This window comes from Stenotrophomonas muris, from assembly GCF_052751275.1.
Window position 1 is genome coordinate 2,164,542 of sequence record NZ_CP199879.1, and the last position, 21,801, is coordinate 2,186,342.

At 66.2% G+C, this 21,801-nt stretch carries 17 protein-coding genes and 3 tRNA genes; 4 read left to right on the top strand and 16 right to left on the bottom strand.

The features are described from left to right. Positions 1 to 2: 2 nt before the first annotated feature. The 3 genes from ACUVWL_RS10070 to ACUVWL_RS10080 are packed head-to-tail and all read right to left on the bottom strand — an operon-like array spanning position 3 to position 4,478. Positions 3 to 2,402, bottom strand: a complete 2,400-nt coding sequence (locus ACUVWL_RS10070; protein WP_445979139.1) for a DNA internalization-related competence protein ComEC/Rec2 — start codon at positions 2,400 to 2,402, stop codon at positions 3 to 5. A 59-nt stretch (positions 2,403 to 2,461) separates the two neighbouring features. Beyond that, positions 2,462 to 3,805 carry a sensor histidine kinase gene (locus ACUVWL_RS10075; RefSeq protein WP_014646603.1) on the bottom strand — a complete coding sequence of 448 codons (1,344 nt, stop codon included), beginning with the start codon at positions 3,803 to 3,805 and terminating at the stop codon, positions 2,462 to 2,464. A 1-nt stretch (position 3,806) separates the two neighbouring features. Then, on the bottom strand, positions 3,807 to 4,478 hold the full coding sequence (locus tag ACUVWL_RS10080) for a response regulator transcription factor (RefSeq protein WP_005415973.1): 672 nt from the start codon (positions 4,476 to 4,478) through the stop codon (positions 3,807 to 3,809). A 145-nt stretch (positions 4,479 to 4,623) separates the two neighbouring features. Between ACUVWL_RS10080 and ACUVWL_RS10085 the strand changes: the two genes are divergently transcribed. Next, a complete protein-coding gene (locus ACUVWL_RS10085) occupies positions 4,624 to 5,391 on the top strand; it encodes a MipA/OmpV family protein (RefSeq protein ID WP_197621242.1) in 768 nt (255 codons plus the stop codon). Between the two features lie 30 nt (positions 5,392 to 5,421). Continuing rightward, positions 5,422 to 5,706, top strand: coding sequence for a hypothetical protein (locus ACUVWL_RS10090; protein ID WP_014646601.1), 285 nt, complete (start codon positions 5,422 to 5,424; stop codon positions 5,704 to 5,706). 87 nt (positions 5,707 to 5,793) lie between these two features. Here ACUVWL_RS10090 and ACUVWL_RS10095 read toward each other — a convergent pair whose 3' ends face one another. Beyond that, positions 5,794 to 5,934, bottom strand: a complete 141-nt coding sequence (locus ACUVWL_RS10095; RefSeq protein WP_445979140.1) for a hypothetical protein — start codon at positions 5,932 to 5,934, stop codon at positions 5,794 to 5,796. A gap of 182 nt (positions 5,935 to 6,116) precedes the next feature. Between ACUVWL_RS10095 and ACUVWL_RS10100 the strand changes: the two genes are divergently transcribed. Then, on the top strand, positions 6,117 to 6,419 hold the full coding sequence (locus ACUVWL_RS10100) for a hypothetical protein (protein ID WP_046429817.1): 303 nt from the start codon (positions 6,117 to 6,119) through the stop codon (positions 6,417 to 6,419). A gap of 132 nt (positions 6,420 to 6,551) precedes the next feature. Here ACUVWL_RS10100 and ACUVWL_RS10105 read toward each other — a convergent pair. From ACUVWL_RS10105 to uvrB, 3 genes are all read right to left on the bottom strand, one after another. Beyond that, positions 6,552 to 6,626: transfer RNA gene (locus ACUVWL_RS10105), tRNA-Val, on the bottom strand. A gap of 98 nt (positions 6,627 to 6,724) precedes the next feature. Then, positions 6,725 to 6,799 (bottom strand) — tRNA-Val (locus ACUVWL_RS10110). 106 nt (positions 6,800 to 6,905) lie between these two features. Beyond that, positions 6,906 to 8,936 (bottom strand): excinuclease ABC subunit UvrB, encoded by a 2,031-nt coding sequence (gene uvrB, locus ACUVWL_RS10115; protein WP_134808684.1) that lies wholly within the window; start codon positions 8,934 to 8,936, stop codon positions 6,906 to 6,908. A 128-nt stretch (positions 8,937 to 9,064) separates the two neighbouring features. Here uvrB and ACUVWL_RS10120 point away from each other — a divergent pair, with 128 nt between their 5' ends. Continuing rightward, on the top strand, positions 9,065 to 9,610 hold the full coding sequence (locus tag ACUVWL_RS10120; RefSeq protein ID WP_051007154.1) for a GspH/FimT family pseudopilin: 546 nt from the start codon (positions 9,065 to 9,067) through the stop codon (positions 9,608 to 9,610). A gap of 52 nt (positions 9,611 to 9,662) precedes the next feature. On the opposite strand, the gene ACUVWL_RS10125 is transcribed toward ACUVWL_RS10120, so the two are convergent. The 9 genes from ACUVWL_RS10125 to ACUVWL_RS10165 form a co-directional block, all read right to left on the bottom strand. Beyond that, positions 9,663 to 9,739, bottom strand: a tRNA-Asn gene (locus ACUVWL_RS10125). A 47-nt stretch (positions 9,740 to 9,786) separates the two neighbouring features. After that, positions 9,787 to 10,194, bottom strand: a complete 408-nt coding sequence (locus ACUVWL_RS10130; protein WP_014646597.1) for a type IV pilin protein — start codon at positions 10,192 to 10,194, stop codon at positions 9,787 to 9,789. 23 nt (positions 10,195 to 10,217) lie between these two features. After that, entirely contained in the window at positions 10,218 to 13,985 is a 3,768-nt protein-coding gene (locus ACUVWL_RS10135) for a pilus assembly protein (RefSeq protein ID WP_049407951.1), read from the bottom strand. A 13-nt stretch (positions 13,986 to 13,998) separates the two neighbouring features. Continuing rightward, a complete protein-coding gene (locus tag ACUVWL_RS10140; RefSeq protein WP_046429812.1) occupies positions 13,999 to 14,520 on the bottom strand; it encodes a pilus assembly PilX family protein in 522 nt (173 codons plus the stop codon). A gap of 5 nt (positions 14,521 to 14,525) precedes the next feature. Further along, positions 14,526 to 15,683: a PilW family protein gene (locus tag ACUVWL_RS10145; RefSeq protein WP_046429811.1), complete on the bottom strand. Its 1,158-nt coding sequence runs from the start codon at positions 15,681 to 15,683 to the stop codon at positions 14,526 to 14,528. Between the two features lie 8 nt (positions 15,684 to 15,691). Next, entirely contained in the window at positions 15,692 to 16,189 is a 498-nt protein-coding gene (pilV, locus tag ACUVWL_RS10150) for a type IV pilus modification protein PilV (protein WP_046429810.1), read from the bottom strand. After that, a complete protein-coding gene (locus tag ACUVWL_RS10155) occupies positions 16,186 to 16,701 on the bottom strand; it encodes a pilus assembly FimT family protein (RefSeq protein ID WP_041863227.1) in 516 nt (171 codons plus the stop codon). Before ACUVWL_RS10155 ends, pilV begins: the two co-directional genes overlap by 4 nt. A 161-nt stretch (positions 16,702 to 16,862) precedes the next feature. Continuing rightward, positions 16,863 to 18,251, bottom strand: a complete 1,389-nt coding sequence (gene ppnN / locus ACUVWL_RS10160) for a nucleotide 5'-monophosphate nucleosidase PpnN (protein ID WP_075075696.1) — start codon at positions 18,249 to 18,251, stop codon at positions 16,863 to 16,865. A gap of 253 nt (positions 18,252 to 18,504) precedes the next feature. Next, positions 18,505 to 21,711, bottom strand: a complete 3,207-nt coding sequence (locus ACUVWL_RS10165) for a TonB-dependent receptor (RefSeq protein ID WP_229653743.1) — start codon at positions 21,709 to 21,711, stop codon at positions 18,505 to 18,507. Positions 21,712 to 21,801 lie beyond the last annotated feature (90 nt).

Consider the following 21,801-nt stretch of genomic DNA (forward strand, 5'->3'; position numbering starts at 1 on the left):
TTTCAACCCTCCGGCCCAACGGCCGCTTGTTCGATCGGCGATAGGATAGCAGCCGACCGCGCCCGCCCAGCGGCATCCCACCACCGGGATGCATGGATGCGCTGTTCACGCAGCTGCAGCCCTTGTGCACCAAGCCATACGCGGATCGCCCCGGACTCCGCAGTGGACACCACCTCGGCGCCCTGCGCCTGCCAGCGCCGGACCACGTCCTTGCGCGGGTGGCCGAAACGGTTCTGGTGGCCGGCCGAGACCAATGCCAGCCGGGCTGACACCGCCGCCACCCAGGGCGCGCTGGAGCTGCCGCCACTGCCATGGTGCGGCACCAGCACCACATCCGCCTTCAGCGCCGCCGCAGACGCCCGCAACAGCGCCTGTTCGGCCGGACGGCCGATGTCCCCCGGCAACAGGACCACGCCATGGGCACCGGCCACGCGCAGCACGCAGCTGTCTTCGTTTTCGGCCCGCTGGCTGCCGGCATCCGGGTGCAGCACCTGGAAATCGACGCCATCCCAGTGCCAGCGCAGGCCGCGCTGGCAACGGCCGGCCCCGGCGATCGTACTTCCCGGCGGCGCCAGCAATGGCAGCCCCGGCAGCTGAAGACGCAGGCTCGGCAGGTTGCCGGCATGATCGAGATCGTCGTGGCTGAGCAGCACCCGCTCGGGCGGCGCCTGGCCCAGGGCCCGCAGTGACGGAACCAGGACCCGCTCGCTGCCCTCGCCCCCGTTCGGCGGCCCCACGTCGTACCAGAGGGCATGCCGCGCAGTACGCAGCAACACCGCCGTGCCCTGGCCGACGTCATGCACCAGCAGCTCCAGCTCCCCCTCGGCCGGGCGCTCACGCGCCGGCCACAGCAGCGGCAGGCACAGCAGCAGGCCAGCCAGCCAGCCCCCGGCCCCCCGTGGCAGCAGCCACCAGAACACCCCCAGCAGCGCCGCCGGCACCGCCCAGGCCGGCGCCTCGGCCAGCCACCACATCGCCTGCGGGTGCGCCGCCAGTGGCTGCAGGGCCTGCCAGCTGATCTCGAACAGCCACGCCGCCGCGCGCCACGCCCAGCACCCAGCACCGTCGTGCAGCGCCTGCAGGGCGGTGCCCAGCAGCGACAGGGGCACCACCAGCAATGTCCACCACGGGATGACCGGCAGGTTCACCAGCGGCCCCAGCCAGGCGGTGCCACCGAACAAGGCGATGCCCAGCGGCAACAGGCCGACGCTGGCCACCCCTTGTGCGGCCAGGAACCCGCGCAGGTTGGCGGCCACCCCGCGCGGACGTCCCTGCGGCAAGCACCACACCAGCCACAGTACGCCGCCGAAGCTGAGCCAGAAGCCCGCTGACAGCACCGACAGGGGCGCCGGCAGCAGCAGCGCCAGCGCCGCCAGCGCAAGCCCCTGCACGAGACCGAGCGGGCGCCGCCCGCTGCGCGCCAGGGCCACCAGCCCGATCATCAGTGCCGTGCGCACGGTCGGCAATTCACCACCGGCCAGCACCGCATAGCCCGCTGCGGACAGCGCCGCGGCGCAGGCCGCCGCCTGTGGACGTGGCCAATGCCGGGCCAGCAGGGGGCACAGCCACCACAGCCCTCGGCACAGCAACGCCCCCAGCCCCGCCACCACCCCGACATGAAATCCGGAAATGGCCACCAGATGGGTCAGCCCCAGCGCCCGCAGCTGATCCCAATCGGTGTCGGACAGGCCACGCGTGTCGCCCAGGGCGAGCGCCTGCACGAAACGGGCGGCCGGATGGGCCACTTGCATCGCGATGGCGGCGCTGGTGCGCTCACGCCATGCAGGCAGGCCATGTCCGGCCTGCAGCTCACGCGCGCTGGCCGGCGCCCTCACCGTTCCAGTGCCGGCTACGCCACGCAGCAGCGCATGACGCTCACTGTCAAAACCCCCGGGATTGATCCGCGAGCGAGGGGCCCGCACACGCAGCGCCAGCTGCCACTGCGCACCGGCCAGGACCTGCCTGCGCCGCCCCTCGGCAGCGGCGCTGGACCTGCCTTGCCAGCCGTCGTTCCAGGTGACCTGCAGGCGCTTGCCGCGCAGCGATGGCAGTTCGCGGCTCTCGCTGACCTGCAGCAGGAAGCGGGTGTGCGCGGCCCGATGATCCGGCAGATCGATGACCCGGCCACTGACCACTACATCCCGAGCCGGTTGGCCCGGTGGCAGCTGGTCCTGCATTGCCCAGTGCCCGTGCATCGACGTCCATCCGGCACCGAGCAGCATGACCGCCGGCAGGCGCCCCCGCCATCGCAGGCCCCACCCGGCCATGCCAAGCACGATCATCACCGTGCAGACCCACAGCGGCGGCAGCTGCGACAGCTGCACGCAGCCCAACGCCCCCAGTGTGAGCGCCCCAGCGGTGCCACTGCCCAGCAAGGGAGACGGGGAGCGCTCGATGGCCATGAGGCCAGCCTGCCGCTGCCGGCGGCAGGTTGCCTATCGGGACTTGCCCCGCAAACGCGTCAGCGCCGCGCGCTGCCGCGATGGAAATTGACCCGGAAGCTTGCGCCGCCGCCCGCGGCCTCACCGACACTGACCGAGCCGCCATGGTGCTGCACGATCTCCTTCACCAGGTGCAGGCCAAGGCCACTGCCGCTGCCCGCCGCGCGCAGGCGATGGAACGGCTCGAAGATCGCCTCGCGGTCGCCTACTGGAATGCCCGCGCCCTGGTCGCTGACTTCCAGCAACCCGCGCGTGTCCAACCGCACACAGATGGTGCCACGGCCACCACCATGCACGATCGCGTTGTGTACCAGATTGGCAATCACCCGCCCCAGCGCCAGGCTGTCACCGTGGATCCACACCGGCGCTTCCGGCGCGTCCACTTCGAATCCATAGCCGGCGCCCACCACCAACGGCGCCAGGTCCGCGGCTGCCTCACGCACCAGCAGGGCCAGGTCCAGCCGCTGCAATGCGCCGACATTGCGGTCAAGCCGCTGCAGATCAAGCAGGTGCTCGGCAACATTGCCCAGCCGCGCCACGTCGGTCAGCAACTGCGATTTCAGCTCGCCCTGCGGCAGCTGCGACAGGCGCGCCTGCACCACGGCGATCGGCACGCGCAGCTCGTGCGCTGCGTCGGCAAGGAACTTGTCGCGCGCGGCGTAGCCCTGCTGCACCTTGTCGATGGCATCGTTGAACGCTTCCACCAGCGGCGCCACTTCCGTGGAGACCAGCCGCGCATCCAGCCGCGCACCGGGCTGGCCGATGTCCAGCTCCTTGGCCTGCTGCGCGGAACGGCGCACACCGCGCATGGCACGGTGGATCACGGTCGGCATCACCAGCAGGGTGACCACGATCAGTGGCAGGAAGAACCACAGGCCGATCAGGCGCAGCACCATCAGCGCACCGTCCAGCAGCCCGCCCTTGGGTGCTCCACCGACCATCACGGTGATGCGGCGCCCATCCTCGTTGCGGATCATCACCCGCGCCACGTCCAGGTAGGGCGGTACCAGCGAACCCAGCTCGGTGGCACCCACGGTCGGCAGCCGCGCGAGCATCGGCGCGTGGATCGCGGGGATGGTGCCGCGCTCGAGCCACATGCCCTTGTCATCCACCGCGGCGAACCAGAGATTTCCCCCGGCGTTGGCATCGAGCTTGTCCCAGCGCGCCTGGTCCAGCACCAGGCGGCCGTCTTCGCTGTGCACCGCCTTGGCCACCGCCTCGGCAACGAACATGTCCATGCCCCAGGAGTCCTTGTCACCCCAGGTCAGGATCAGCGCGACCACCGCGAACAGTACGGTGAAGGCCTGCGCCAGGAACAGGCGCCAGGCCAGGCCAAGGGTGATCGAACGGATCGGACGGGCCATCTCAGGCCTCCGCCAGCAGGTAGCCGACGCCCCGTATCACGTGGATCTCGACGCCGGCACCGGCCTGCTGCAGTGCCTTGCGCAGCTTGGAGATGTGCGCGTCGAGCGCATTGGACTGGATCTCATCGTCGAAACCGTACACCGCAGCCTCCAACGCACTGCGGGTGACCGTGCGCCCCTGCCGCATCGCCAATGCCTGCAGCACCAGTACCTGCCGACGTGGCAGCGCCAGAGGCTGGCCCTCCACCTGCGCCTGCAGCGATTCGAAATCGAACTCGAGCCGCCCCAGCCGCAGGCTCGGTGTCACCATCGCCGAAGGCCTGCGCGATACCGCGCGGATGCGCGCCATCAGTTCCTCGATCGCCACCGGCTTGACCAGATAGTCGTCGGCACCGACGTCCAGGCCTTCGACCTTGTCCGACAGCGTGCCCTTGGCGGTCAGCATGATCACCGCCAGGTTCGGCCGCAGCGCACGCGCCGTCGCGACGAATCCGGCGCCATCGCCATCGGGCAGCTGGCGATCGAGCAGCAGCAGCTGGTGCACCGGTTCGCGCAACGCGAGCGCGGCCTCGGCCAGGCTGCCGACCACGTCGGCGACCACGCCCTGCCGCTCCAGGCCCGATTGCAGGGCGCGGGACAGATCAGGATCGTCTTCGACCAGGAGGATGCGCATCAGGAACTCGTCTGCCGGAAACGCTGCCGATCATAGTGCCTGGCGCCAGGGTTTTGCGCCCATGCGTGCCGATCACGCGGGCGCAATGTTCTGACAATGTTGCCCCCTCACCATGCGCAGCCATCCTCCGCAACGTGGCTGATCGATGCCGTCGCTGTCCCCGACCCTGCTGCGCCCGCTGCTGTTCACCGCTGCCCTCGGCGTGCCGTTGCTCGCCCACGCTGCCGAGCAGAACCCGGGCGTACAGGCCGGCATCAGCGCTGGCGCGACCTCCGGTGCGTACGCGCACTACGACGTCAAACCGCTGGTGGTACCGGCCATTGCCTGGCAGGGCGAGCGCTTCTTCGCCAGCCCCGGCTCGCTGGGCATGTACCTCTACAAGGGCCAGGGACTGCGCCTGTCGGCGGCGGTCACGCCCTACACGCTGCGCTTCAAGACCGACGACGTGAACGATGCTCAGCTGCGCCGCCTGCACAGCCGGCAGATGTCGGCCATGGCCGGCATCAACGGCGAGTACAGCGCCGACTGGGGCATGGTCGAGGCCAGCGTGATGCGCGAAGTGACCGGCCATGGCGGCGGTTTCGAGTCGCGCCTGCATTACAGCTACCCGATCCAGGCGGGTCGCTTCACCTGGGTGCCGCGGGCGGGCGTGGTGCACTCCAGTGCACGGCTGCTCGACTACTACTACGGCATCAGCGATGAAGAAGCCCTGCGCTCGGGCCTTGCCGCCTACCGCCCCGGCAGCACCACGTCGCCGAGCCTGCAGATCACGGTCAGCACGCCACTGGGCACCAAATGGCGCGCCACCGGCGTGGTGGCCAACCAGTGGTTCGGTGATGCAGTGAAGGACAGCCCGATGGCACGACGTGGCACGCAGACGTCGGCCTTCGTTTCCCTGATGCGCTCGTTCTGAGCGAGCGCCCCCCTACGGACAAGGACCCCCATGGCCTCCGTCTCCTCCGCCACCGAAGCCCACGCGATCCTGCGCGCGCCCGACCTGGACAGCGCCGAGCGCGTCTATCTGGGACTGATGCCCGACCTCGAACATGTGAATGCACTGGCACGCCGTGCAGTGGGCCTGTCACGCGTTGCGGACGCGGCACGCGGCTATGCGTTGTCGATGACCCTGGTTGGACTGCGCCTGCAGGAACTGGAGATGGGCGAGCCGACGGCCAGGGAACACCGCCAGGCAACCCTGCGCAGCCTGCGCCAGGCCTTCAGCGCCTGACGGCACATGCACGGACACTGCCGCCGCACCCTTGCCGCGGCACCCGTATTCACTGCATCAGCAGCCAAGCCCACGCGGTAGCGTCGCTCAGCGCAGCGTGGTCCACGCCAGCAGCGCGCACAGGATCGCCACCCAGATCACTGCCTTGAACGTGCCTTCCAGCATGTTGCCGCCGAACAGGCGTTCCAGGAACGGATTGGGCCTGGACACCGGGGCGTGATCGCTCATGCGGCAGCTCGCTGAAGTGACGGCGCGGTTGCGCGGTAGCGCCGAGTCTACGCCTGCGCGTCCCGGATTCATCGCCGCCTGCCCGCCTTTGGCGGCGCAATCCCCGTCTTCGTCGCAGGCCGGCTGCGGTGCCCGGCCGGCCATGCCAGCCTGCACGCACTTTCCCGCTGGAGCACCGTGCCATGCCGATGCTTGCCCTGGTCCTGCTGTTCTCCAGCCTGTTCGGCGACGGCAGCGGGCCCACCGAGGATGCCCTGCGCAGCCAGATCCTGCGCACCGAAGGACCGCAGGACACGCATGAAGCGCTGCCCCTGCAGCTCTATCACCTGCGCCAGGACCGCGTGCTGCGCCTGGGCAGCCAGCAACTGGCAGGCGACCATGGCGGCAGCCCGCACGCTGCGCTGGCCCGGGCAGGTGTAGCGCAGCTGTGGGAACGCGTCGATGGCCACTGGCGGATCCAGCGTTCGATCACCATCACCCACTGATTTCACGCCACTGAACCTGCAGGAATGTGGCTTCGCGGGAACGCCGGGGTCCTGCCCCTGGAAAGAAAAAAAGCCGGCCCCAGGGCCGGCTTTCATCGTTTCCACCGCTTCACCGGCAACGCCGGGAACAGGTGGTGGGCGGTACAGGGTTCGAACCTGTGACCCCTACCATGTCAAGGTAGTGCTCTACCGCTGAGCTAACCGCCCATCTTGTTCTTGCCGCCCGAAGGCTGGCCTTGTTACGTAAAAACCCGGCGCCAGGGCCGGGCTTTGCAGTTCACGAGAGCCCTTTTGCGAGGACTTCGTGGTGGGCGGTACAGGGTTCGAACCTGTGACCCCTACCATGTCAAGGTAGTGCTCTACCGCTGAGCTAACCGCCCGTTTTGCTTCTGCATTTCCGCGATTGCGTCGGTGCAGGCCGCGTATATTACGGATGCCGGCAGGGAAGCGCAACACTTTTGTGAAGATGATGCTGCACTGCCGCGTTCAGCCCAGGCTGGCTTCCTTCAGCTGGCGGATCTGGTCACGCACGCGCGCGGCATCCTCGAATTCCAGATCCTTGGCGTGCTGGTACATCTGCTGTTCCAGCGCCTTGAGACGGACAGCCAGCTGCGCCGGCGACAGCGAACGATAGTCGGTCGCCTCTTCGGCCACGCCCGCCCGGCCCTTGCCCTTGCCCTTGCCCTTCTTGGCTTCCTTCTCCGCGGCATCCGAACGCGCGCCCTCGAGGACGTCGACGATCGGGCGCGCCACCGAACGCGGCACGATGCCATGTTCTTCGTTGTACTCGACCTGCTTGGCGCGGCGGCGGTCGGTTTCATCGATCGCCGCCTGCATCGAACGGGTGATCCGGTCGGCATACAGGATCGCCTTGCCGCGCACGTTGCGCGCGGCGCGGCCGATGGTCTGGATCAGCGAGCCGGTGGAGCGCAGGAAACCCTCCTTGTCGGCATCGAGGATCGCCACCAGCGATACCTCGGGCATGTCCAGGCCTTCGCGCAGCAGGTTGATGCCGACCAGAACGTCGAACTTGCCCAGGCGCAGGTCGCGGATGATCTCCACACGCTCGACAGTGTCCACGTCCGAGTGCAGGTAACGCACGCGGATGCCATGCTCGGTGAGGTATTCAGTCAGGTTTTCAGCCATGCGCTTGGTCAGCGTGGTGACCAGCACGCGGTCGCCCGCCTTGATGCGTGCGTTGGCCTCGCTCATCAGGTCGTCGACCTGGGTACCCACCGGCCGGATCTCCACCACCGGGTCGATCAGGCCGGTCGGGCGCACCACCAGTTCGGTGATCTCGTCTCCGGCCTCGCGGTATTCATACGGACCCGGCGTGGCCGACACGTAGATGCTGCGCGGGCAACGCTCCTCCCATTCCTCGAAACGCAGCGGACGATTGTCCAGCGCGGACGGCAGGCGGAAGCCGAACTCGACCAGGGTTTCCTTGCGCGAGCGATCGCCCTTGAACATGGCGCCGATCTGCGGAATGGTCACATGCGATTCGTCGATGACCAGCAGCGCATCGGCCGGCAGGTAGTCGAACAGGGTCGGCGGCGGCTCGCCGGCGGCCTTGCCGGTCAGGTGCCGGGAGTAGTTCTCGATGCCGTTGCAGTAACCGACCTCGGCCATCATCTCCAGGTCGAACTGGGTGCGCTGCGCCAAACGCTGCGCCTCCACCAGCTTGTTCTGCGCGTACAGCTGCTCCAGCCGCTCCTTCAGCTCCACCTTGATCGTCTCGATCGCCGCCAGCACGCGTTCGCGCGTGGTCGCATAGTGGGTCTTCGGATACACGGTGAAGCGCTGCATGTTGCGCAGCGTCTCGCCGGTCAGCGGATCGAACAGGGTGATCTTCTCGACCTCGCCATCGAACAGCTCGAGGCGCAGCGCTTCACTGTCCGACTCGGCCGGGAACACGTCGATCACTTCGCCGCGCACGCGGAAGGTGCCGCGCTGCAGTTCGTACTCATTGCGCGTGTACTGCAGCTGGGTCAGGTGGTTGATCAGGTCGCGTTGGTCGATGCGCTCGCCCTTGGACAGGATCAGGCGCAGCGACAGGTAGTCTTCCGGCGCGCCCAGGCCATAGATCGCCGACACCGTCGCCACCACGATCGCGTCCGGGCGCGACAGCAGGGTCTTGGTCGCGGCCAGCCGCATCTGCTCGATATGTTCATTGATCGAACTGTCCTTCTCGATGAAGGTGTCCGACGACGGCACGTAGGCTTCCGGCTGGTAGTAGTCGTAATAGCTGACGAAATACTCCACCGCGTTGTGCGGGAAGAACGCCTTGAATTCGCCATACAGCTGCGCCGCCAGCGTCTTGTTCGGCGCCATGATCAGCGTCGGCTTCTGAATGTTCTGGATGACGTTGGCGATGGTGTAGGTCTTGCCCGAGCCGGTCACGCCCAGCAGGGTCTGCTTGGCGATGCCGGCCTCGAAGTTGCTGGTCAGCTTCGCGATGGCATCGGGCTGGTCGCCCGCCGGCGAATACGGCGAGACAAGTTCAAAACTGTCGCTCATGGTGTTGCCAGTTCCCGGGAAGGATGAGTATACGGGGCGAGGGGTGACGGCTGGCTGAGGGGTGGCCGGGCAGCCCGCCACGGGGATTCCCGATGGCGGCCGCGCAGCCGGGCGCGGAGGCTGGATGCATGCACCCGACCCATGCCCCCTGCCCCCTCGGCCCCCGCTCTGCGCGGGGCGTGCACCTGACCGAACTGCTGGTGGTCATCGCCGTGCTGGCGGTGCTGCTGGCGGCGTCCTGGCCGGCGCTGCAGCCTTTGCTGCTGCGGCAACGCGCCGATGCACTACAACTGACCCTGCACGCCAGCCTGGCCGGCGCGCGCAGCGAGGCATTGCGCAGACGCGAGCTGATCGGCCTCTGCGCCAGTATCGACGGCCTGCACTGCAGCGACGACTGGAGCGCCGGCTGGATCATCTACCGCAGTGGCGACCAGCGCGGGGAGCCAACGTCGCCGGAGGCGATCCTGAACCATCACACCGGGCGCTCGGACATATCGATCCTTGCCCAGGCCAGCAGCGGGCGGCCCCAGCTGTTCTTCCAGGCAGACGGACGCAGCCCGGGGGCCAACCTGACCCTGCGCATCTGCGCGGGCAACCGGCTGCACGGTGCGTTGATCGTCAACAATGGCGGCCGCGTGCGAAGTGAACGCGTGGACCGCGATACGCCCTGCTGACTGCCTGCGCAGAAAAGCAAAAGCCGCGATTTCTCGCGGCTTTTGCAGTGTCTGGCGCCCGAAGTTGGACTCGAACCAACGACCCCCTGATTAACAGTCAAGTGCTCTAACCGGCTGAGCTATTCGGGCGGGGAGGCGCATTGTACTGGTCGATTACAGGAAGATCAACACCTGTTTCACCAGCAACTGGCAACGCCACCGTCGGCCGTCTTGCGGTTGGCCTGGTCCACGCTCATCGTGCCGCAGCTGTCCTTGGCCTGCGTGCCCTGCGGGGTGGCGGTGATGGTGAAGCTGGTGCCATCCCCCTTGTAGTCCAGGTTGTAGCGCACGGTACCGCCATCACGGGGCGACACCTTGGTCGGCAGCGCGTAGCCGGTGTAGGAGTTGTTGCTGGTGTGGTAGCGCTCGGCGCGCTGTGCGTACTCAGCCAGGTCCGCCTTCACCACGGCACGATGCGATCGGCGCACGTATTCCTGATAGGACGGAATGGCGATCGCCGCCAGGATGCCGATGACGATCACCACGATCATCAATTCGATCAGCGTAAAGCCAGCCGCGCGGCGAGGCATGTGAGTGTGCAGCATGAGCGTGGATCCTCGCACTGGGGTTACTGGAGCTGGCGCCAGGACTGGCGACCGCAAGGGTAAGGCAGATACAGCGACTGGCTGCCCGCCGCGCCGACGGCCATCCAGCAGGAGCTGCCTCCGGGCGGCGCCTTGTTGTCCGTCGGACGCGGCAGCACCGACAGCGAAACGTCACGGACCGGCGCAGTTCCTCCGGTCTTCAACGCGATGGCGGCGGTCGCTGCCCCGGGCCGGCTGCCGGTCGGCGAGCCATAGCGCACGTTCTCCAACATCGGCAAGCCGCTGATCGACGACAGCCCGAACAGCCAGTTCGAACCGCTGGTCGAACAGCCCACCGACTGCATGTTGGGCACGTAGGTCGGCATGAAGACGATGCCACTGACCAGGATCGGGTTGCCCACCGCACGCTCGCCATTGCCGGCAGGCAGCTGGATCATCCAGCCCCGGGCATTTGCCGGGGCCGTCCCCGCCGTGATCTTGCGTTCATCAACGCCTGCAGTGGCGGCCGCGGCCGTGTACGGAACCAGGTTGGCAGCGGTCACCGTCGAGGTCACTGTCTTCCCCGACAGATCGTTCACGGCGTACAGCGCCTGCTGCGCCTTGTCATCCTTGTCGCTGGTGAAGGAGAAGCTGCCGGTGCCGAAATAGAGCATCACGCCGCCCGAAGGACCGGTGGCAGCAGTCATGCCACCGGTGATCGGCTGGCGGTAGGTCTTGGTGGAGGAGTCCTGGGCAACCTGGCTGGTGAACATCGGCACGGTCAGCGTGGTGTTCGCACTGCTGGTCAGGTCGAACTTCCACACGGCGCCACGCTGATCGGCGGCATAGACGGTGTCGGCCAGTCCATCACGGCCGCGCGCATCCTGGTTGGTACCGGTCCAGCGATCGACAACCACAACATTGCCCAGTCCGTTACTCCCGGAGATGCCGGCGCCTGACGTACCCTCGACGGCTTCGATCATCCGGATGTCGCCACTGGCCATGTCGACCACGAACAGCACCGCCTTGCCATTGGCGCTGCCGTACCCATTGCCGAAGATCGCCTTCCAGGCGACGCCGGTGCCGCTCTTCACCGGCACGATCACCGGCTTGCCCAGCACGAATCCGATGTTGTTGCGCACCTCGTCCCTCAGCGACGCGTTGATGTCGCTGATTTCCCACAGCACGTTGCCGGTGCCGAAGCTGCCCGGCGTGGTGACGTCCAGCGCGAACACCGAACGGCCACCTGCACCCGTGGTGCCCACCAGGCTGGTCTGCCACGCGGTGCCGTTGTAGGTATCGGCCACGGCAATCGGGCCATCGACGTAATAGCGGTGGCGGAAGGTCTGGTCGGCCGTATCGGACTTGTAGGGGAACAGCAGGTTGGCCATGTGCCCCAGCGCGGTGGCCGGGATGTAGGCAAAGCTCTCCGTGCCGCCGGTGCCGTCCTGCTTGGCATCGGCCTTCATGCCGCCATCGAAGGCGTGCAGCATGCCGTCATTGGCACCGACATAGACCATGTACCGCTGGGACTTGGCCTTGGTCGCCAGGTAGTCGGTGTAGCTCTTGGCGTAGGTGCCGCCGAGCTGGCGGTACCCGTAGTCGTCCAGCGGCGAGCTGACCACCGGCGCCGAATTGACGATGTCACCCAGCGGCGTGGTCCGGTCACGATACTTGCCGCCGTTGCGGACCTCGGTGGAGCTGTCGGCACTGAGATAGTTGATGGCACTGGCCAGATCGGCCTTGATCGTCGTCAGCTTGTCGGTGGAGCAGACCAGCATCGACGCGTACTTGCCGTCGGGTTTGCTGCACAGATCCTGCAGGCTGATACGGGCACTGTTGAAGTCCACCGGCGAACCCAGCTTGTTGGCCACGATCCGGCGGCCGGACGACGTCAGGCGGCTGGAGGCTTCCCACACCTCGGTGAGCTCCGCGACCTGGTCGGCGTTGACCTTGACGCTGGCCGCAGTCAGCTTGCTCGACCAGTCGGTGCCGCTGTTGGTGATGTCATAGCGTGGGGTGACCGCCAGTGAGCCGGTGCCGATGCGCGCACCACTGATACCGATCGTGCCTGAAGGCGACGCACCACCACTGATCGAGGACAGCACCCGACGCATGGCCTCGGTGACGTCCGCCGGGGTCTGCGCGTTGATGAATTCGCCACGGCTGTTGACGGCCGCATGCCACAGCTCATCGATGACGGTACCGTCATCGACGTCCAGCGGATTGCCATTGCCGGCCCAGTTCGGCGCCGTCTTGTACGGATCGGCGGTTGCGGCCTGGTTGACGCCGTAGATCTTGCCCTGCGCGCCCAGGGTCACGCCGTAGAAGTTCATGTGCAGGTCGGTCTGGCAGTCCAGGCGCTTCCAGTCCGGGCTGCTCTTGTCCAGGGAGCTGCACTTGTCACTGACCGGCACCTGCCCCGCCGGGAAGCTGGTCCCGGTGCGCAGGGGGGTCCGGGCGCCTGCATAAGCCGCCGCGGCGATGTCGGCGATGGTATTGCTGTAGCCGTCGGAGAACGGAATGGACGGCAGGTGGGTCGAGTTCACCGAGTCGGCGTCACCGAAGGACGCGCTCGGTGCATTGCCGGAGTTGGTGTAGCCATCGGTGAACAGCATGCCGCCATTACGCTGGCAGGCCAGCTGCACGGGGGCATCGGCGTCGGTACGACGGAACTGGTCGACCAGATACTCCACCGCGCGACGGTTGGGCGTGCCGCCGTTGGCCGTCAGCGCATAAATCTGCTTGTAGAGGTCAGCTCGGTTGGTGACCATGTCATACATGGTCGCGTTGCTGAGCTTGTTGATGGTGAAGTAGCCCACCCGCATCGTATCCACGCTCACCAGGGCGGCGGTCGACGAACCGACGATGGCCAGCACGCGGTTGCGGTGATACTGGAACCAGTTGGCGAAATTCTGGATCGCGGCGTTGTAGGCGGCCGGACTCGAGTAATTGCCCGGCTTGATCTGGTAGCGACGCAGGTTGCAGCCCGGACCACAGGCACCGGTAATCACCGGGCGACTGGCGTCGTCGGTCTTGTATCCGTCCGGTGCAGGCGCTGCAGCCGGCAAGTAGAAGGTCGCCGGAAAATAACTGATGGAGTATGTGGTATTGCCGGTGTTGCTGATCGCGGCGGTCTTCCATCCACCATCCCACCAGCTGTCGACATAGTATTCATTGCCGGTACCGGAAAGGTCGGGAATCCGCATACCGTTGACGAACTGGAACTTTTCCGACGTGTCGGCCCGATTGACGGTCATGTTGTACACGGCGTTGTAGCCGCGCTGGCCGGACCGGGGATCGGCGCGGGTCTGGGTGATGGAGGCATCTGCCCACAGCGTGCCATCGGCATTGGTCCACGGCCGATAGGTCACTGCCGGGTTGAAGTAACTGGCGTTGTAGACATGCGAACGCGCGAAGCCGTAGATATCCAGCGGCGGAATGGCGCGGCCTGGCGAGTATTCCTTGTTGAACTCCGCGTGCGGATACAGGTAGAGGTAACAGTCCACCGAGTTGCTGGCGCACGCCGAGCCCACGCTGAAGAAGCTTCCATCGTTGTTGAAGAAGCTGTTGGTGTTGCTGTTCCAGCGCATGCGGCCGTCACCACCGGGGAACATGCGTTCGAAGTTCATCGAACCCGAATCGTCCACCGCCATGATGAACGCCGGTGTCGCGCGCGTCTGCACGTTCATCGGCTCCTGTGCCAGCACGCCCTGCGCCTGTGCGGCAAACAAGGTATGCGCCAGATAGCCGCCAGCGGCCAAGACGGCAAGGCCAACGCCTGCCAGGATCCTGCGGTTGCGAGTGTTCATGGGCTCCCCACCCTCACAGCTTGAATACGGTATCGATCGCCGCACGCGACGTCGCATCACTGGTGGTATCACCGGCATAGGTCGTGATCTGGTAGACCGGCGTCGGCTTCTCCACCGACTTGCCCATGTCCAGCGCACCCTCCCCCTGGATGCAGCCCTGGATCTCACGGACATAGATGGCCGGTTTGCTGCCCAGCTTGGTTTTCGCGACCCAGGCCGAGGGGTCGAAGCCGTCATCGCACTGCTGGTTGATGTCGGAGGAGGCCACGGCCGGATTGGCGCCGGCATCCTTGCGGTTGGCGATGTTCTCCACGGCGTTCTCGGCGCTGCGTGCCGCGCCTTCCGCGTTCTGGAGCGCCATGTTGGTCGCCCGGTAGCCGGCCGCCATGCGTTCCTGCATGCCGGCCACCTGCATGCCGATCACGCCCAGCAGGGCCAGCAGCACCAGCATGATCAGCGCGACATAGAGAACGGCACCCTGCTGTCGTGCCTGGGCAACGAAGGGACGGCGTCGGGAGGAAGGATGAGTGCGCATGGTCGTCAGTTCCCGAACAAGCGGTTGCGCAGCGCAACGGACGCTTCATAGGCGCCACGATGGCGCTGGTCGTAAGGATCGGCCGGGGCAAAGCCCACCCCGAGGATGGCCGGATACGTGGCCGCACTGCCCGGCGCTTCGGCCGACGCACGCTGCGGACTGCGCGCCAGCAGGCCGACCTGCACCATGCCGACGCGGCGCCACTGCCCTGCGGCGGTGGCATCGGTACCGGTACTGACCGCACTGGCCACGCGCTGGTCGACGATGCGACCGGTCGGCGGCGTGGGCAGGGCGATATCCGGGGTGGCATCCAGTCCGTACAGGAACTGCATGTTCTCGATGCCTTCCACCAGCTCCTCGCCATCGGCGTAGCCGCCGGCGCCATTCGCGCGTGCCCGGTAAAGCGCCGGCTCGCCATTGGGATTGGTCGCGATGTAGTACGCCATGCCATCGGCGCGATACAGCATGGTCATCGCGTTGTTGATCGAATAGTTGCTCAGGTCGACCTTGTCCACCTTCAAGGTCGAACCGCTGATGGTGGCGGGGAAGACGTCGGCACGGGTGCAGTCGGCTATGCCGAAGACCGTCGGCGTACCTGCGGCGTTGGCCTTCAGTCGGGCCATGCCATCACTGGAGACGGTCAGCGTGGTCGCACCCGCGGCCACGGAGATGCCGGTCACCACGGCCCCTTCCGGACTCATCAGGCGCAGCACAAGGATGTCGCTGCCAGGCAACGGCGCCGGCTTGAGGTTGGTGATGCTCTTCGGTACCGACTGCGCCGCGCTCCACGCACGGCCCAGCGTCAGCGTGGCGCCCGGCGCCGTACCTGCTGCCTCATACCCCTGCACCGGAACCGAGAAATCCTGCGGGTCGCCACTGCCCGAGCTGATGCCCAGGTGATAGCCGATATCGCCGGTGTTCTTGACCACGTGGGCCTGGTCGTTGACGCAGCCGAAGTGGCCGGCCATGCGCAGGTCACGCTGCAGGAAATCCAGCGCGAAGCGCGCGTTCTCCTGGGTACGGGCCGCGCCTTCGGACAGCCGCGACGCCGCACGCGAGGCGATGAAGATCTGGGTGACGCCCAGCATCAGGACCAGGCCGATGACCATGGCAATCATCAGTTCGATCAGCGACAGGCCTCGGGCTCGCGAAATTGGACTCATGGGCGCGTTCACAGGAAGGTCGTCAGGCCGAACGTGGTAAGGCTGTCGGGATCCTTCGGATCCCAGCGCTGGTCACCCCAGCTGATGGCCACGGTGACCTGGCCGGTGCTCTGCACGAAGGTCACCTGCGCGCTGGCCTTCTCGCCCAGCGTGCGCGCGACCTCGCACTGCCAGCGCGCCACGTTCGTCTTCGGCGTCACGGCAGCGCCGGTCGGCCAGGCGCAGACGCCGCTGGGCTTCACCGAGCCGGCCGAGAACGAGGCCGAGGAGTAGGCGCCACCGGCCAGGGTATCGGTGCGCTGGGCGCGCATCAGTTCGATCAGGTCGTTGGCCAGGTTGGTCGCCTGGGTGCGGTAGTTTGCGCTCTGCACGAAGCGGACGTTGGTGGTCTGCAGCAAGGCAAAGCCCAGCAGCCCGAACGCCAGGATCAGCACCGCCACCATCACTTCGATCAGGCTGAAGCCACCCTGCGACGAGCGCGGGCGGGCCAGGTTGCGGCGGCTCATGAGCAGGCTCCCTTGGTCACCCGGACCTGGCCGGATTGGTTGATCGTCAACGTGCTTTTCGATTCACCGGCCTTGCACGCATCCGGCGACAGCACCAGGGTCTGATCAGCGACCGCCCTGCGCCGGCCGCGCCCGTCGAAGGCGATGACCGCGCCCGGTGGGCCGACTACGCTCAGCTGCGGATTGCCCTGAGAAAAGCGCAGCGCGACGTCATTGCTGCCCATCTGGCCGTCGCCATCCAGGTCCGACCAGGCCAGTACACCCTTGGACCAGTCGCCATCACAGGCCTTGCCATCGGCGCTGCCACAGACACCGCCACCGTTGCTGTTGCGGATGCCTTCGCTGCGGGCCAGGTTGGCCAGCGCGATCAGTTCATTGTTGGCGGTCGCCAGCCGGTTCGAGCGGATCATCCCGCGGAAGCTCGGATAGGCGATCGACGCCAGGATCACGAAGACGGCCAGCGTGACCATCAGTTCAACCAGCGTGAAACCGTTTTGCCGGCGCAAAGACATTGGACGCTCCCCAGCGTGTTGGTGGCCACGATGGGCCATCGTCCCGCCACCGGCAAGCGGCGGCAGGATGAACGGTCAATCCGGGGCGACGGGCGTCAAAGGCTTGACGACCCGCCCTCCCCTGCCAGTGCCGGCGCGATCCCCATCGCGCCGGCCCGGGTTCAGGCCAGCACCTGGTAGCAGGGCTGGTATTCGCCGGAGATCTTCATCCGGCGCTGCTCGACGAAGGCGCGCAGCAGCGCATCCAGCGCCTGCATCATGTCCGGGTCGCCGTGGATCTGGAACGGCCCGAACTGCTCGATGCGGCGCATGCCGTCCTCCTTCACGTTGCCGGCGACGATGCCCGAGAACGCCCGGCGAAGGTCGGCCGCCAGCGCGTGCGGCGCACGCCCGTGGTGCAGGTCCAGCGCGGCCATCGCCTCGTGGGTCGGCACGAACGGCTGCTGGTACTCCCACGGGATCTCGATCGACCAGTTGAAGAAGAACGAGTCCTTCTGCGCCAGGCGGTGCTCGCGCACGCGCTTGATGCCGTTGGCCATCTTCTTGGCCACCGCGACCGGGTCACCGATGATGATCTCGTAGCGCTCGGCAGCCTCATCACCCAGGGTCAGGCGGATGAAGCGGTCGATCTGCTCGAAGTACGGCGCCGCCACGGTCGGGCCTGTAAGGATCAGCGGGAACGGCAGGTCCCTGTTCTCCTCGCGCAGCAGGATGCCGAGCAGGTACAGGATCTCTTCGGCAGTGCCGACGCCACCGGCGAACACGATGATGCCGTGGCCGATGCGGACGAAGGCCTCAAGGCGCTTCTCGATGTCCGGCATGATCACCAGGTGGTTGACGATCGGGTTCGGCGACTCGGCCGCGATGATGCCCGGCTCGGTGAGGCCGATGTAGCGCGTGACGGTGCGGCGCTGCTTGGCATGGGCAATGGTCGCACCCTTCATCGGGCCCTTCATCGCGCCCGGACCGCAGCCGGTGCAGATGTCCAGGCCGCGCAGGCCCAGCTCGTAACCCACCTGCTTGGTGTACAGGTACTCGTCGCGCGAGATCGAATGGCCGCCCCAGCACACCACCAGGTTCGGATCGCCCGGGTTGAGGATGCGCGCATTGCGCAGCAGGCCGAACACCGCGTTGGTGATGCCCTCGGACGACTCCAGCTCGGCCGCGTAGGCCGGGCCCATCTCGATGGCCATGTAGGCCAGGTCGCGCACGACGGCGAACAGCAGTTCGGCGACACCGCGGATGATCTCGCCGTCGACGAAGGCCATCGCCGGTGCGTTGACCAGGTCGATGCGCACGCCGCGATCCTGCTGCGCCACCTGGATGTCGAAATCAGGGTAGAGGTCGCGCGCCGCGCGCGGATCGTCCGAAGCGCTGCCGCTGGTCAGCACAGCCAGCGCGCAGCGGCGCAGCAGCTCATGCATGCCGCCGGCGGAGGCATCGCGCAGGCGTGCGACCTCGGCGCGCGACAGCACATCCAGCCCACCGCGCGGGTAGATCCGCGCATCCTGCACCGGCAGTGCACGGGCTGATTTTTCGTTCGTGGTCATATCCAATTTTTCGCTTCCTTCAAGGTTTCCGACTGTACTGCCGCCCCCTTAAAAAGCAAAACGGCCGGGAAGCCCGACCGTTGGATGTGTGCTGCCCGCGTTCGCCTGTCCGGGACCGCATCGGCGGCATTGGCACCGCGCACATTTCGAGATGCTACGCCGTTGCCCAGCACCCCGCAAGGACTTTCGCCTGAACGGGAAACGGCCGGGTTTCCCCGGCCGTTTCCGTTTACAGCAGCGCTACGTCAGTGCATCAGAACTGGTAGCGGAAGCCCAGCTGCAGCGACCACTGCGAGACACCGACGTCGAAGCCGTCTGCGTCGTTGTTGGCCACCGTCGGCAGGTCAGCACCGCGGAAGTTGTAGACGTACTTGCCGTCCTTCATGCCCTGCAGGGTAGCCACACGCGCATCGGCGAAGAAGCCGTAGTCGTAGATGTTGCCCCACTTCTTGTTGAGCATGTTGCCGACGTTCTGGATGTCCAGCCACACTTCCGACTTGTGACCCTTCATGAAGCCCGGCAGCTGCTGGCTGATGCGGATATCGAAGGTGTTGATCCAGCCGGTACGGAACTGGTTCGCCGGAGCGTAGCCACCTGCGTACTTGGCCAGCTGCGGGTTGGCGGCCAGCCATGCGTAGAACGACTTCTCCATTTCCGCATCCGGGGTGAAGGTGCTGCCCGCCAGATTGCCGAACAGAACCTCGCCCGGGTTCGGCACGTAGAACAGGTCATTCGCGGAGCGGCCGTCGCCGTTGGCATCGTTCGAGTACACGTAGCTGTACGGACGGCCGCTACGGCCCTCATACACCAGACCGACCTTGGTTTCGTAGTCGCCGAAGAACTTGTGCTTCCAGTTCAGCGAGCCCGACAGGCGGTCACGGATCTGGTAGCGCGAGGTGTTCTCGGTTTCGCTGTTGGCGTTGAAGGCGTACTGGTAGTTCCAACCCGAGCTTGCGGTGGAGCTGGTCAGCGAGCCCACTTCGGTCGCGTCGGTGTAGGTGTAACCGATGTTCCAGGACCAGTCACTGGCGTCCGACCACGGCTTGCTCAGCGACACGGTGAACTGCGAGGTGCGGCCCTTGTCGGTGTTGGCGATTTCGTAGACGGCGTCGTAGCCGCGGTTCCGCCCGAAGCGGGCATCGTTGTTGGTCCACAGGTTGCCGTTGCGCGACGCAGCGTAATAGAGCTCACGACCGTCCGGACCCAGCTGCTGCACCGGGCCCAGGTTCAGGTTCCTGTAGTACAGGGCATCCTTGACCTTGGTGACCAGCAGCTCTGCCGAAGCCACGATGCCGTACCACGGCGTTTCATGATCGAAGGCCAGGTTGGCCTTGTACACCGACGGCATCTTGAAGTCGCTGCCGACGAAGTTGACGTTCTGACGGTTCGAGCCCGGGGTGGTCGGGACCGGCTGGCTGTCCTTGTTCGGGTTGAACGGCAGCGTGCGATCGTAGGCAGTGTAGGCGTACACCGAATTGTTGAAGCCGGTGGCCGAGTAGCTGTTGCTCAGCCACACCTGCGGCGCATCACCCTGGAACAGGCCCACGCCGCCGCGCAGCTGCGTCGGACGCTCGCTGTCGAAGGTGTAGTTGAAACCGACGCGCGGCTGGATCAGGAACTTGTTGCTCAGCACTTCGCTGTTATCGCGACCGAAGAAGGTCGACGCCGCAGCGTTGTAGGCCGGGGCCGGGCTGGTGTCGGCACGGTCGGCACGCACACCCAGGGTCAGAGTCAGATTGTTGTTGACATACCAGGTGTCCTGCACGAACAGGGCCAGGTTGCTGTACTTGTAGTCAGCCGGAATCGAGCCCGGGGTGCGCTCCGGATTGTAGTTGTAGCTGCTCCAGCGGCCAGCGGCGAAGTTGTCCAGGCCGTAGAAGGTGTAGGCACCCCACGAGTTGGCGCCGAAGTAGTTGTAGATGTCGTTGGTGTCGTACGACGCACCGAACTTGACGTCATGGTCACCCAGGGTCCAGGTAGCTGCGGCGTAGTAGTTCCACGCCTTGGTTTCCAGGATGTTGTTCTGCGAGTTGACTTCGGTACCCAGGTACAGCGAGTCACCCGACGGTGCAGCCTCGTTGCCGCCGAAGAAGATGCGGATGCTCGGTGCATCGGTGGACACGTTGCGGATCGCCGAGTACTCGCGGTACGACGCCTTCAATTCGGTCGAGAAGTTCGGGGTCCAGTCGCTGAACAGCTGGGCGACGTAGCTCTCGTTGGTCTTGTCATGCTGGTACCAATAGGAGCTCAGCGAGGCCGAACTGGTGGCCATGCCGTTGATGCGCAGCTTGCTCTGGTCGATCTTGCTGTAGCGGATGTTGGCACGGTGGTTCTCGCTGATGTTCCAGTCCAGCTTCAGCGCGTACTCTTCCATCTCCGTGTCGCCGTTGCTTTCCAGGCCACCGGCGTTGATGCCGTAGCCCTGCGCGATCTGCTGCGCGCGGGTCACGTCGGCCAGGGTGAACTGCGGGTTGGCCTTGCCCAGCGCGGTGCCGCTCAGGTCGGCGCCCGGGGCGGCCTGCTTGAACTTTTCGTAGTTGGCGAAGAAGAACAGCTTGTCCTTGACGATCGGGCCCCCCAGGGTCATGCCGTAGGTTTCTTCCTTGGTGAAGCCCTTGAACGGCTGGCCTTCCGGGTTGTCGCCGAACCAGTCGCCATCACGGTAGGTGCCGTACACCGAGCCGTGGAATTCATTGGTACCCGACTTGGTCACCGCGTTGACGGTGGCACCGGCGGCGGCAGCGATGCTGACGTCGTAGTTGGACAGGTTGATGTCCAGCGCTTCGATGGCTTCCATCGCGACCGGCTGGCGGCGGGTCGGCATGTTGTTGCCTTCCAGGCCGAAGGTGTCGCTGGCCGAGACGCCGTCGATGTTGATCGAGTTGAAGCGCGGGTTCTGGCCGCCGGCCGAGATCGAGCCCGAGGCGCGATCGATGAAGGTGACGCGCGGATCCAGGCGCATCAGATCCTGGATGTTGCCGCCGACGGACGGCGCAACTTCGATCTGCTGCTGGCTGATGTTGGTGCCCGAGCCCATCTTGGTGGCGCTGAACACTTCCGAGCCGCCGCCGACGGCGGTGACCTGCACGGTGTCCAGATTGGTCGCGCCGGCCAGATCGCCGGTCAGCGTCGCGTTGATGGTGCCGGTCTGGTTCACGCCCAGGTAGACGCCATCTTCGGTCTTGGTGCCTTCACCCGGCTTGGTGATGGTGATGCTGTACGGGCCACCCACGCGCAGGCCGCGTGCGTTGTAGCGACCGGCCGCATCGGTGGTAGCACGCGAAACCGTGCCCGACTCGGTGTGGGTGATGGTGACTTCAGCACCAGCGACGGGCTGGCCGCCGCGGGTCACGACCTGGCCACCGACACCAGCGGAGGTGCTCTGGGCGAAGGCGGGAGCGGCAGCAAGTGCAGCCACGAGACCAAGGGTAAGCTTGGACATCCGGAGTGGGTGGGTCATTTTTCGGTAGCCTCGATGCGAGTTGGCGATGGCGGAAAAAAAAGCGCATCCAAACAGCCCTGCGGGTGGCTGGTCGGAGAGTTATCTGGG

Excerpts from the sequence above, each read along its gene's own strand:
- ACUVWL_RS10145 (WP_046429811.1), bottom strand. The coding sequence starts at position 15,683 with ATGAGTCCAATTTCGCGAGCCCGAGGCCTGTCGCTGATCGAACTGATG.
- ACUVWL_RS10165 (WP_229653743.1), bottom strand. The coding sequence starts at position 21,711 with ATGACCCACCCACTCCGGATGTCCAAGCTTACCCTTGGTCTCGTGGCT.
- uvrB (WP_134808684.1), bottom strand. The coding sequence starts at position 8,936 with ATGAGCGACAGTTTTGAACTTGTCTCGCCGTATTCGCCGGCGGGCGAC.
- ACUVWL_RS10070 (WP_445979139.1), bottom strand. The coding sequence starts at position 2,402 with ATGGCCATCGAGCGCTCCCCGTCTCCCTTGCTGGGCAGTGGCACCGCT.
- ACUVWL_RS10140 (WP_046429812.1), bottom strand. The coding sequence starts at position 14,520 with ATGCGCACTCATCCTTCCTCCCGACGCCGTCCCTTCGTTGCCCAGGCA.
- ACUVWL_RS10090 (WP_014646601.1), top strand. The coding sequence starts at position 5,422 with ATGGCCTCCGTCTCCTCCGCCACCGAAGCCCACGCGATCCTGCGCGCG.
- ACUVWL_RS10085 (WP_197621242.1), top strand. The coding sequence starts at position 4,624 with ATGCCGTCGCTGTCCCCGACCCTGCTGCGCCCGCTGCTGTTCACCGCT.
- ACUVWL_RS10135 (WP_049407951.1), bottom strand. The coding sequence starts at position 13,985 with ATGAACACTCGCAACCGCAGGATCCTGGCAGGCGTTGGCCTTGCCGTC.
- pilV (WP_046429810.1), bottom strand. The coding sequence starts at position 16,189 with ATGAGCCGCCGCAACCTGGCCCGCCCGCGCTCGTCGCAGGGTGGCTTC.
- ACUVWL_RS10075 (WP_014646603.1), bottom strand. The coding sequence starts at position 3,805 with ATGGCCCGTCCGATCCGTTCGATCACCCTTGGCCTGGCCTGGCGCCTG.
- ACUVWL_RS10130 (WP_014646597.1), bottom strand. The coding sequence starts at position 10,194 with ATGCTGCACACTCACATGCCTCGCCGCGCGGCTGGCTTTACGCTGATC.
- ACUVWL_RS10080 (WP_005415973.1), bottom strand. The coding sequence starts at position 4,478 with ATGCGCATCCTCCTGGTCGAAGACGATCCTGATCTGTCCCGCGCCCTG.
- ppnN (WP_075075696.1), bottom strand. The coding sequence starts at position 18,251 with ATGACCACGAACGAAAAATCAGCCCGTGCACTGCCGGTGCAGGATGCG.
- ACUVWL_RS10095 (WP_445979140.1), bottom strand. The coding sequence starts at position 5,934 with ATGAGCGATCACGCCCCGGTGTCCAGGCCCAATCCGTTCCTGGAACGC.
- ACUVWL_RS10155 (WP_041863227.1), bottom strand. The coding sequence starts at position 16,701 with ATGTCTTTGCGCCGGCAAAACGGTTTCACGCTGGTTGAACTGATGGTC.
- ACUVWL_RS10100 (WP_046429817.1), top strand. The coding sequence starts at position 6,117 with ATGCCGATGCTTGCCCTGGTCCTGCTGTTCTCCAGCCTGTTCGGCGAC.
- ACUVWL_RS10120 (WP_051007154.1), top strand. The coding sequence starts at position 9,065 with ATGCACCCGACCCATGCCCCCTGCCCCCTCGGCCCCCGCTCTGCGCGG.